The organism is Allorhizocola rhizosphaerae (genome assembly GCF_003426775.1).
In the GTDB taxonomy this organism is placed as follows: Bacteria; Actinomycetota; Actinomycetes; order Mycobacteriales; family Micromonosporaceae; genus Allorhizocola; species Allorhizocola rhizosphaerae.
Window position 1 is genome coordinate 1 of sequence record NZ_QJUG01000275.1, and the last position, 9,910, is coordinate 9,910.

At 69.7% G+C, this 9,910-nt stretch carries 12 protein-coding genes; 10 read left to right on the forward strand and 2 right to left on the reverse strand.

Annotated features, from left to right (window positions below):
- A partial coding sequence (locus DM816_RS36585; protein WP_117215092.1) for a PfkB family carbohydrate kinase occupies window positions 1-807 on the reverse strand: 807 nt, incomplete at its 3' end.
- Between the two features lie 17 nt (window positions 808-824).
- Here DM816_RS36585 and DM816_RS36590 point away from each other — a divergent pair.
- The 4 genes from DM816_RS36590 to DM816_RS36605 are packed head-to-tail and all read left to right on the forward strand — an operon-like array spanning window position 825 to window position 2,884.
- A complete protein-coding gene (locus tag DM816_RS36590) occupies window positions 825-1,277 on the forward strand; it encodes a hypothetical protein (protein WP_162908194.1) in 453 nt (150 codons plus the stop codon).
- Window positions 1,278-1,308: 31 nt separating this feature from the next.
- A complete protein-coding gene (locus DM816_RS36595) occupies window positions 1,309-1,566 on the forward strand; it encodes a DUF6458 family protein (protein ID WP_117215094.1) in 258 nt (85 codons plus the stop codon).
- Window positions 1,567-1,575: 9 nt separating this feature from the next.
- The gene (locus DM816_RS36600) at window positions 1,576-2,436 is read left to right on the forward strand and encodes a glycosyltransferase family 9 protein (protein ID WP_117215095.1); all 861 of its coding nucleotides are present in this window, start codon (window positions 1,576-1,578) and stop codon (window positions 2,434-2,436) included.
- A 4-nt stretch (window positions 2,437-2,440) separates the two neighbouring features.
- The gene (locus DM816_RS36605; RefSeq protein WP_211589015.1) at window positions 2,441-2,884 is read left to right on the forward strand and encodes a nucleotide triphosphate diphosphatase NUDT15; all 444 of its coding nucleotides are present in this window, start codon (window positions 2,441-2,443) and stop codon (window positions 2,882-2,884) included.
- Window positions 2,885-2,967: 83 nt separating this feature from the next.
- Here the strand turns inward: DM816_RS36605 and DM816_RS36610 are convergent, their stop codons facing one another.
- Entirely contained in the window at window positions 2,968-3,369 is a 402-nt protein-coding gene (locus tag DM816_RS36610) for a DUF2795 domain-containing protein (RefSeq protein ID WP_117215096.1), read from the reverse strand.
- Between the two features lie 159 nt (window positions 3,370-3,528).
- On the opposite strand from DM816_RS36610, the gene DM816_RS36615 reads away from it, so the two are divergent.
- The 6 genes from DM816_RS36615 to DM816_RS36640 all read left to right on the forward strand — a co-directional run.
- On the forward strand, window positions 3,529-5,148 hold the full coding sequence (locus tag DM816_RS36615; protein ID WP_117215097.1) for a carbamoyltransferase family protein: 1,620 nt from the start codon (window positions 3,529-3,531) through the stop codon (window positions 5,146-5,148).
- On the forward strand, window positions 5,145-6,026 hold the full coding sequence (locus DM816_RS36620; RefSeq protein ID WP_117215098.1) for a glycosyltransferase family 2 protein: 882 nt from the start codon (window positions 5,145-5,147) through the stop codon (window positions 6,024-6,026). The genes DM816_RS36615 and DM816_RS36620 overlap by 4 nt, the downstream gene beginning before the upstream one ends.
- Before the next feature lie 38 nt (window positions 6,027-6,064).
- The gene (locus DM816_RS36625) at window positions 6,065-7,594 is read left to right on the forward strand and encodes an HAD-IIIA family hydrolase (RefSeq protein WP_117215099.1); all 1,530 of its coding nucleotides are present in this window, start codon (window positions 6,065-6,067) and stop codon (window positions 7,592-7,594) included.
- Complete coding sequence (locus DM816_RS36630; RefSeq protein WP_117215100.1) at window positions 7,591-8,484, forward strand: glycosyltransferase; 894 nt, start codon at window positions 7,591-7,593, stop codon at window positions 8,482-8,484. Before DM816_RS36625 ends, DM816_RS36630 begins: the two co-directional genes overlap by 4 nt.
- Entirely contained in the window at window positions 8,481-9,080 is a 600-nt protein-coding gene (locus DM816_RS36635; RefSeq protein WP_117215101.1) for a D-sedoheptulose-7-phosphate isomerase, read from the forward strand. The genes DM816_RS36630 and DM816_RS36635 overlap by 4 nt, the downstream gene beginning before the upstream one ends.
- A partial coding sequence (locus DM816_RS36640; protein WP_246002566.1) for a PfkB family carbohydrate kinase occupies window positions 9,077-9,910 on the forward strand: 834 nt, incomplete at its 3' end. The genes DM816_RS36635 and DM816_RS36640, both read left to right, overlap by 4 nt.

Below are 9,910 nucleotides of genomic sequence, written 5' to 3' on the forward strand. Positions count from 1 at the left end.
GGCCGCGCCCGTGCGCACGGCCGTGGCCATGTCGCCGCCGTGCGCGAGGACCGCGGCCACCCCGGCCGTCATGGAGTCGCCGGCGCCGCGCGGATCGACCGGCTCCAGCTCGGGCATGTCCACCTCGAACACCCCACCGTCGCGCTCGCGCAGCAGGACCAGCCCCGGCTGTTCGGCACGGCTCACGATGACGTTCTGCGCGCCGCGCCGGTGCAGCTCGCGCATGCGTTCGACGAGCGCGTCCACGTCGCCCGCATCGACCTCAAGCTCCTCATGGGACACCTTCACCACGTCGAGCCCGCCCTCCACGACGGCCTGGAGATAGTCACCGGCCAGGTCCGCGACGACCACGCAATCGTTGCGTTTCAGATCACCGGCCATCCGCCGGTACACGTCAAACGGCATTATCTCGGGGTTGGTGACCCCACTCAGCAGACACACCCTGGCCCTGAGGCCCTCGGCGAGCGCGATGCCGTAGAGCTCGTCCTGTTCATGGCGGCCCAGCGGCTCGCCGGCAGACTCGACGATCACGTCGCGCGATCCGCCGCGGCGGTCGTGCACATAGACGCCGTTGGCCGCGTCGGTGATGAACGCGCGCAGATGGATGCCCTCGCGCGCGATCAGCGGCCGCAACAGCTCACCGGACTCGCCACCGAGCGCGGTCACCATGACCACGTCGACGTCGAGGGACGTAATCATCCGTGCCTGCCACACGCCCTGCCCACCGGCGTGAAAGTGGACCTGATCGTCGTCCTCGATCGTGACGGTCAGCTGAGGACTGGGTGAGAAAACCATCACGTCGGCCATGACCTGATGAGTACCCGGTGCTGCCGCGTTTGATACCGGAAGTCACGGGTATCTCTGAGCTCATGTTTGGTAAGAATCGCAACACCACCAGTGATGCCGCGTCTGAAGCGTGGCACGAACTCCGTGACGCCGCGACAGACCGGGCCAAGGACCTCGGCGACGAGGCCCGCCGCCGGACGTTGCTGGCATGGGACGCGATGGCCGGACGCCCCGCCCCCAAGCGCACCTGGCCGATGGTCAGGGCTGGAATCATCGGAGTGCTTGTCGGCTGGGGAGCGTCTGAGTTCTACCGCCGTCGTCGCACCCAGGTCAACGACGCGGTTGCCAACTTCGGCAACGAACTTCGCGAAGCGAAGCACAACGTGGACGAACGCCTCGCGAAGGCGAAGGCCACCCCCGGCAGTCCGATAGAGAAGGCCAAGGCGGCCGTGTCCACCTCCGGTAACACCAACTCCACCCCGCAGGCATAAATCTCGCGAGGCATAGAAAGGGGGCGAGGAAATGGGTATCGGCGCAAGCATCTTGCTGATCGCGATCGGAGCCATCCTCACCTTCGCACTGAACGTCCAAGTGGGCTTCCTCGACCTTGACGTCGTCGGCTGGGTGCTGATGGCGGCCGGTATCGTCGGGCTCATCTTCACGACGCTGATCTGGGGACCGCGGCGTCGTGGCACGGTCACGCGGGAGACGGTCGACGAGGACGTGACCGTGCCGAGAAGCACGGAATACCGCCGCGTCGAGGAACGTGACCGTCTTTAGTGGACAACCATGACCGTACTGGTATTGCGGGCACTGGGGATTGGCGATCTCGCCACCGCGGTGCCCGCCTTGCGGGGGATCAGGGCGGCGTGGCCCGGCCAGCGGCTCGCGCTCGCGGCCCCGGCCTGGCTCGCGCAGCTGGTCCCCCTCATCGGTGCGGTCGATGAGCTGGCCGTCACGCCCGGTCTCACGCGCTCTCCCCTCGTGACTGTCCCGGACGTGGCGGTCAATCTGCATGGCCGCGGCCCGCAGTCGCACCGGCTGCTGGCGCGGCTGCGGCCCAAGCGCACCTTGGGTTTCAACCTGCCGTGTGGGCCAAAATGGAGAGACGACGAGCATGAGGTGCGGCGGTGGTGCCGCATGCTTGAGTGGTACGGCATCGAGGCCGACCCGTCCGATCTGGCCCTGCACAAGCCGAAGTCACCCCCGCCGGTCAGCGGCGCGACCGTGCTGCATGTCGGGGCCAAGTCGCCGGAGCGCCGCTGGAGCCGATTCGCCGCGCTTGCCGAGGCCTTGCCGCCCGAGCACCGCGTCGTGCTCACGGGCAACCGGGCGGAGCGCGCGATCGCGGACGGGGCCGATGGTCTCAATCTCGCCGGCAAGCTCGACCTCGAACAGCTCGCCGCGCTCATCTGCGCGGCCCGCCTGGTGGTCAGCGGCGACACGGGCGTGGCCCACCTGGCGACCGCCTTCGGCGTGCCCTCCGTCGTGCTGTTCGGCCCGATGAGCCCGGCGCTGTGGGGCCCACCACCGCTGCCGCGCCACCAAGTGTTGTGGGATCCGGAAACCCTCTCAGTCGACAGCATCACCGTCGCGGACGTGCTCGCGGCCTGCGACCGCGCGCTGACCACAGCGTCTGCTCCGACCTGAGAAGATGGCCATCGTGTCAGTTATCCAGGTTGGCGTCGGCGTCTTTGTGTTCAGAAACGGAAAGTTCCTCATGGGGCAGCGGCTGGGAGCCCATGGGGAGGGAACATGGTCGGTTCCCGGCGGGCATCCGGAGTTCGGCGAAGAGCTTGAGGACACCGCAGCCCGGGAGGTCAAGGAAGAGACCGGTTTATCCATCGCCGACGTGCGGTTCGGTGCCCTGACGAACGATGTTTTCCCAGTGGAACGCAAGCATTACGTCACGGTCTGGATGACCAGCCGGTGCCTGGCGGGCGAAGAGCGGATCACCGAGCCGGACAAATACGTCCGGCAAGGTTGGTATGACTTTTCCGACCTGCCCAGCCCGCTCTTCCTCCCGTGGCGCCAGCTGCTTGTCTCGCCCTTCGTCGAAAACATCAAGAGCCGGTTGCGGGCCTCCAGAAGCGGCTGAAGGCGCCCACAGCCGGGCTGCAACGACCCCAGGCCACCAGCATGCGGCGCATTGTGGACGCCCATCTGGCCGGGCTCGCCGCTTCAGAAGCGCGGGCCCGAAGGCATGTCGAGCGCCGCCCAGAGCTCCTGCGCGTTGGCGTAGCGGGCGTCGCCCGGCAGGCTCTGCAGCACGGCCAGTACGTCGTCAGGCGCGCGCTGGGCCTTCGCGTGCTCGATGAGCCGTCCCCGGTCGGCCGGGAACACGTCACGCGTCAGGTAGCTGCCGACCAGCGCGCGCTTGTCGCGCATGTCGGGGTCGCGGTCATCGCCTGTGTCGGTGCCTTGGTGGCCGGACGGGATCCCGCTCGGCGTCGGCTCGCCGTCCGCCGCGGGCTCGGGCTCGCGCCACTCCTGCGCACGGGCTCCGCCGGGGTTGCCCTGCACCTGGGCCTGGACCTCGTGGGCCAACTGCTCGTCCATTCTCGGGCCGTGCTTCGAGTTCATAACCGTGTGGGTACCCGAACCGCCGCACACGAAACTGATGGCCGTGTCTCGTCTCGCCTCGGCCCGCCCGCCGCGTTCGGCAGCAAGGCCGGGTGACCTCCTGTGGCGAGCCGCCGGCGAAACGTTTCGCCCACCCGGCCCGGGGGTACGGCAGCGCACATGCGAGTCCTAGGCATCAATGCGGTGTTCCATGACCCCGCTGCCGCCCTGGTCGTGGATGGTCGGATCATCGCCGCGGCCGAGGAGGAACGGTTCAGCCGCCGCAAGCACGGCAAGCGGCCGTATGCGTTCTCCACGTGGGAGCTGCCGGAGCTGGCGGCCCGCTGGTGCCTTGCCGAGGGCGGGCTGCGGCCGGACCAGCTCGACGCCGTGGCGTACTCGTTCGAGCCGGACCTGTGCCGCCCGGCCGAGGAGATGGGCCTCAACGACCCGTGGGACTGGCTGCGCGTGCTGTATGCCCGCCGCGCGCCGGAGTTCCTGGCGACCGCGCTGCCGGGCCTCGACCCGGCGCGCGTGGTGTTCGTGCCGCACCACGTGGCACACGCCGCATCGGCCGCGCTCGCCGCGCCGGAGGAGGCCGACCCGGGCAACTGCGCGATTCTGGTGCTCGACGGCCGGGGCGAGAGCGCGAGCCACCTGTCCGGCGTCTACACCGATGGAAGGATCGAAATCCTTGCGGCGCAATCGCTTCCGCACTCGCTGGGGCTGCTCTACGAGGATGTCACCGAGCACGTGGGCTTCCTGCGCTCCAGCGACGAGTACAAGGTGATGGCGCTCGCGTCCTACGGCAAGCCCAAGCATCTGCCGCTGCTGCGCCAGGCGATCCGGATCACCGATGACGGCGGCTTCCACGTGGATCCGTTGGACCTCAACGACCTCGCGCCCACCCGCGACGACTACGCGGACCTCGCGTCCAGTGTCCAAAAGCGACTGGAGGAGGTCATCCTCGACCTTTCCGACTGGCTGCACCAGCGTACCGACGCGCGCAGCCTGGCCATGGCGGGCGGGGTCGCGCTCAACTGCGTTGCCAACGCACGCCTGGCCCGTGCCGGGCAGTGGCAGCACATCTGGGTGCAGCCGGCCGCCGGAGACGCGGGCACCGCGCTCGGTGCGGCGCTGCACGTGTCGAAGACCGCAGGCGACAAACTGGAGCCGATGCCCGGCGCGAACCTCGGCCGCGGCTACTCCGACTTTGAGCTGGAAGCTGAGCTTGTGCGCGCCCGGATCCCGTTCAGCCGGCCGGACAGCATCGCCGACGCCGCCGCGGAAGTCCTGGCGGGCAACGGGGTCGTCGCGTGGTTCCAGGGGCGCAGCGAATACGGGCCGCGCGCACTGGGCCATCGTTCGCTGCTCGCGCATCCCGGTTACGCCGACAACACGGAGCGGCTCAATCAGGTGAAGGGGCGCGAGCAGTTCCGCCCGGTCGCGCCCATGGTGCTGGCCGAAAAGGCGGCACAGATCTTCGACGGCATGCTGCCGAGCCCGTACATGCTGTTCGTGCACGACGTGCACCAGGACTGGCGCGAGCGCATCCCGGCGGTCGTGCACGTCGACGGCACGGCCCGCGCGCAGACAGTGGCACCCGAGGACGACCCGCTCACGGCCGATCTGCTGAGCGGATTCGAACGGCGCACCGGCCTGCCCGTACTGGTGAACACTTCTTTGAATACCGCTGGGCGGCCGATGGTGGACTCCCCTACCGACGCGCTGGAGCTGTTCGGTTCGGCCCCCGTCGATCTGTTGGCGCTCGGCCCGTTTGCTGTGAGACGTGGTGCATGACGAAGGTGAGCATCGTTGTCCCGACCGTCGGCCGGGCCAGCCTGCATGACCTGCTGAAGCGGCTCAAGGAGCAGCTCCCGCGCAACGGCAATGGCGTGGAGGTCATCGTCGTCGATGACAGCGCGTCCCGGAGGGGCCCGGCCGCCGCGCGCAACGAGGGCTGGCACAAGGCCACGGGCGAGTGGGTGGTGTTCCTCGACGACGACGTGCTGCCCGGCTACACGTGGTGGCACTACCTGCAGGAGGACCTGGACCAGCCGCCCGACGTGGCCGGGGTGCAGGGGCAGATCGTGGTGCCCAACGGCCACCGGCAGACCGACTGGTCGGCCAACACCCAACGGTTGTCAGCGGCCGCGTGGGCCACCGCCGACATGGCCTACCGGCGCAGCGCCCTGCAGGCCGTGGGCGGGTTCGACGAGCGTTTCCCGCGCGCCTATCGCGAGGACGCCGACCTGGCGTTTCGCGTGCGCCGCGCGGCGGGCAGGCTGGTGCTCGGCCGGCGCAGGACGGTGCATCCCGTGCGTCAGGAGAGCCGCTGGATCAGCCTGAAGACCCAGCGCGGCAACGCCGACGACGCCCTGCTGCGCAGGCTTTACGGCCCCGGTTGGCAGCGCAGATTGAGCGTCCCGTGCGGGCGCCGCCCGGTGCACTTTCTCACCACGGCTGCCCTGCTCACGATGGCCGTCCCACGATGGAGAAAGCCCGCGATGCTGGTGTGGGCCGCGACCACCGCGGAGTTCGCGTCGACGCGCAAGCGAAATGCGCCCGGAGAACCGCTTCCTTCCCTCATCGCCACCAGTGTCCTTATCCCGCCACTGGCCGTGGCGTATTGGCTGCGTGGGTGGTGGACGCACCGGAAAACTCCACGTTGGAGATAGGCCGGTTTACCCGCACTGATACCGGGTACACCGCAGCAATGCGCCTGTTCGATGCGGTGCTTTTCGACCGCGACGGCACGCTGATCGAGGATCGGCCATACAACGGGGACCCGGAAGCGGTCCTCCCGATGCCCGGGGCCAAGCAGGCCTTGGATCGGCTGCGGTCCCGCGGACTGAAAACCGGTGTCGTCAGCAATCAGTCCGGGATTGGCCGGGGTCTGGTCTCCGCCGAACAGGTCGAGTCCGTGAACCGCCGGGTCGAGGAGCTCCTCGGCCCGTTTGACTGTTGGCACACATGTCCACACGCGCCAGACGCCGGGTGTGCCTGCCGTAAACCCAATCCCGGCCTCATCCGCCGGGCTGCGGCGACCTTGGGGACGACACCCGGAAGATGTGTCGTCGTGGGGGACATCGACTCCGACGTGCAGGCCGCGTTGGCTTGCGGTGCATTGCCTTTGATGGTACCGACCGAGGCCACGCGAGTCGCGGAGGTCGCCACCGCGCCTGCTGTCGTGCGCGACCTCACCGGTGCGGCAGACTGGGTGCTGGCCCGCATGGATGCCGTGCAGGCCGAGCAGCTCGCCCCGTCCGGGAGGCATGTGCTGGCCGTGCGCACCGACGGCGCGGGGGACCTTTTGCTGTGCGGGCCGGCGATCCGCGCCATCGCGCATCGCGCCGCCCGCGTGACCGTGTGGGCGGGGCAGCAAAACCGCGTCGCCGCACGGCTTCTGCCCGGCGTCGACGAGGTCGTCACGCATCCGCTGCCGTGGATCGACGCGCGCCCCCGGCCGTTCCACTTCGAGCGGGTCGTCGAAAGCGTTGGCGCGCTGGGTGTTGACGAGGCCATCGTGTTCACTTCGTATCACCAGTCGGCCTTGCCCACGGCGCTAGTGCTCAGGGAGGCCGGTGTACCACGGGTCAGCGCGATCAGCGCCGACTATCCCGGGTCGCTTTTGGACGTGCGGCATCGGGTGCCCGACGATCTGCCGGAGCCGGTGCGAGCGTTGAGCCTTGCGGCCGCGGCGGGCTATCCCCTGCCTTCCACGGACGACGGGCACTTGAGAGTTGTTCTTCAAGGTGTGGAGCGCGGGAGTCATGTCGTGCTCCACCCGGGCGGCAGCGCGCCGGCGCGCGCATGCTCGCCCAAGGTGGCGGCGGAGTTCGCGCGGCGGTTGCGCCGGGCCGGATATCCCGTCTATGTCACGGGTTCGGCCGCCGAGCGCCCGCTCACCGCCCAGGTCGCCGTCGACGGTGCGGTGGATCTGGGCGGGCGCACGAACTTCGCCCGCCTGGCAAAGCTTCTGGCGGGCGCGGCGTGCCTGGTCACGGGCAACACCGGGCCGGCGCACCTGGCGAGCGCGGTCGGCACGCCCGTGGTGTCGCTGTTCGCCCCGACCATCGCGTTTGGACGGTGGGGTCCATATCGGACGGCCGTGGTGCGGCTGGGCGACCAGCTCGCCGCGTGCCGGGACACGCGCGCGCTGCAGTGCCCGGTGCCGGGGCACCCGTGCCTGGACGGCATCGATCCGGACGAGGTCGTGCGCGCGGTAGGACGGTTGGTGCGATGAGGATCCTGTTGTGGCACGTGCACGGCTCGTGGACCGACGCGTTCGTCCGTGGCCCGCACACCTATCTGCTCGCCACGAATCCGGGCATCGGGCGCGCCGGGCGGGACTGGCCGTCCAATGTGGTCGAGGTGTCGCCGCCGTTCGACGGCGCGGATGTCGCGATCGTGCAGGACCCGTCGGAGCTGAGGTTCGTGCGCGACCTCCCCAAAGTCTACGTCGAGCACAACACGCCCAAGGGCGGCGTGCCCAGCACGCGCCATCCGCTCGCTGATCGGGATGACCTGGTGCTGGTGCACGTGACGCACTTCAACGACCTGATGTGGGACTCGGGCGGGACCCTGCGGGCGGTCATCGAGCACGGTGTGCCCGACCCCGGGCACCGTTACACGGGTTCGCTTCAGCGTGTGGCCGCGGTCATCAACGAGCCCATGCGGCGCTGGCGGGTCACCGGCACGGACCTGTTGCCGCGCTTCGCCGAAACGGCCCCGGTCGACCTGTACGGCATCGCGACCTCGTCGGTGCACATGCGCGGTGTCGCGCCGCACGGTGACATCCCGCTGCACGAGCTCCACGGCGAGATGGCGCAGCGACGGGCATACCTGCACCCGTTCCGCTGGACATCGCTCGGGCTCAGCCTGATCGAGGCCATGATGCTCGGCATGCCCGTCGTCGCGCTCGCGACGACCGAGGCGGTGGAGGCCATCCCGCCCGAGGCGGGAATCATTTCGACGCAGGTGGATGTGCTGCGGCAGGCGATCGCCTGGCTCATGAACGACGCCCCGGCGGCAAAGGCCCTCGGCGAGCGGGCAAGGGAGGCGGCCGTGCAACGGTACGGGCTCGACCGGTTCCTCGCCGACTGGGACCAGCTCCTCAAGGAGGTTCACGGATGAACAGCACGGCCATCCAAACCCATCTGGAAGAACTCAACGCGGCGCTGGACCACCTCAACGGCCACGCCGACGAGATAATGCAGTGGGGCTTCCGCCTCGCGTGGACGCTCACCCACGACGGGCACCTGTTCACCGCGGGCAACGGTGGCAGCGCCGCACACGCCCAGCACCTCGCGGCCGAGCTGGTCGGGCGGATGCGCGACGAGCGGGAGCCGTTGTCGGCTTTCGCACTCACCGGCGACGGCTCGACGGTCACGGCGCTGAGCAACGACTACGGTTATCGCGAGGTGTTCGCGCGGCAGGTGCGGGCGCACGCCAAACCCGGTGACGTGGTGCTCATGCTCTCCACGAGCGGCACCAGCCCCAACTGTGTGGGCGCAGCCGAGGCCGCGCTGGAAAAGGGCGCCGAACCGTGGGCGCTGACCGGTCCGCTGCCCAACCCGCTCGCGGCGCTGTCCAAGCGGGTCATCGCGGTCGACTCGGGTGATTCGCAGGTCGTGCAGGAGGTCCATCAGGTGCTCGTGCACCTGCTGTGCGGGTGCGTCGACGAACTGCTGCCCACCATGCGGGCCTCGGTCGCGGGTGATGGGTCATGAAACCGCTGGTCGTCATCGGCGACGCGCTGCTCGACCGTGACCTGTCCGGCCGGGTCGAACGGGTGTGCCCGGGGGAGCCGGCGCCGGTGTTCGACGAGGCCGACGCCGCCGACCGGCCGGGCGGTGCGGCCTTGGCGGCTGTGCTCGCGGCGCTCGGGGATCGGCCCGTGCAGTTGGTCGCGAGTGTCGGCAGGGATCCTGCGGGGCAACGGCTTCGGCAACTCATCGAGGAGGCCGGGGTCGAGCTGCTTGAGCTGTCCGAAGTGGACATGACGCCGGAGAAGGTGCGGCTGCGGGTCGGGTCGCGCACGGTGTTGCGATTGGACCGCAACAGTGCGCCCGCTCCCGTTGGCGCCCCTGGGCCTTCGGCCCAGCGGGCGCTCGCCGATGCGGCGTGCGTGCTCGTCAGCGACTACGGGCGCGGGACGACCTCGGCCAACGAGGTGCGCCGGCTGATCGCCGCGTGCGCCGCCACCCGGCCGGTGGTGTGGGATCCGCATCCCCGCGGAGGTTCTCCGGTGCCCCGGCTGCGGCTGGTCGTTCCCAATGAAAGTGAGCTTCCGGGTGGTACCGGGAAAGGGTCCATAGCCTCTTTGACTCAGGCGGCGTTCGGGGCCAGAAACCGGTGGCGCGCTTCGGCGGTCGCGGTGACCCTCGGCGAGCGGGGTGCCCTGCTCGTCGACGGCGGCGGGGTGCCTTTGATGGTGCGACCGCCGGTGCGCGGCGACGGGGACGCGTGCGGTGCGGGCGACCGGTTCGCGGCCGCGGCGACGGCGGCGCTCGCGGACGGGGCGGTCACGAGCGAGGCTGTGTCGGCCGCTGTTGAGGCG

Excerpts from the sequence above, each read along its gene's own strand:
- DM816_RS36595 (WP_117215094.1), top strand. The coding sequence starts at position 1,309 with ATGGGTATCGGCGCAAGCATCTTGCTGATCGCGATCGGAGCCATCCTC.
- DM816_RS36600 (WP_117215095.1), top strand. The coding sequence starts at position 1,576 with ATGACCGTACTGGTATTGCGGGCACTGGGGATTGGCGATCTCGCCACC.
- DM816_RS36605 (WP_211589015.1), top strand. The coding sequence starts at position 2,441 with ATGGCCATCGTGTCAGTTATCCAGGTTGGCGTCGGCGTCTTTGTGTTC.
- DM816_RS36610 (WP_117215096.1), bottom strand. The coding sequence starts at position 3,369 with ATGAACTCGAAGCACGGCCCGAGAATGGACGAGCAGTTGGCCCACGAG.
- DM816_RS36615 (WP_117215097.1), top strand. The coding sequence starts at position 3,529 with ATGCGAGTCCTAGGCATCAATGCGGTGTTCCATGACCCCGCTGCCGCC.
- DM816_RS36620 (WP_117215098.1), top strand. The coding sequence starts at position 5,145 with ATGACGAAGGTGAGCATCGTTGTCCCGACCGTCGGCCGGGCCAGCCTG.
- DM816_RS36625 (WP_117215099.1), top strand. The coding sequence starts at position 6,065 with ATGCGCCTGTTCGATGCGGTGCTTTTCGACCGCGACGGCACGCTGATC.
- DM816_RS36630 (WP_117215100.1), top strand. The coding sequence starts at position 7,591 with ATGAGGATCCTGTTGTGGCACGTGCACGGCTCGTGGACCGACGCGTTC.
- DM816_RS36635 (WP_117215101.1), top strand. The coding sequence starts at position 8,481 with ATGAACAGCACGGCCATCCAAACCCATCTGGAAGAACTCAACGCGGCG.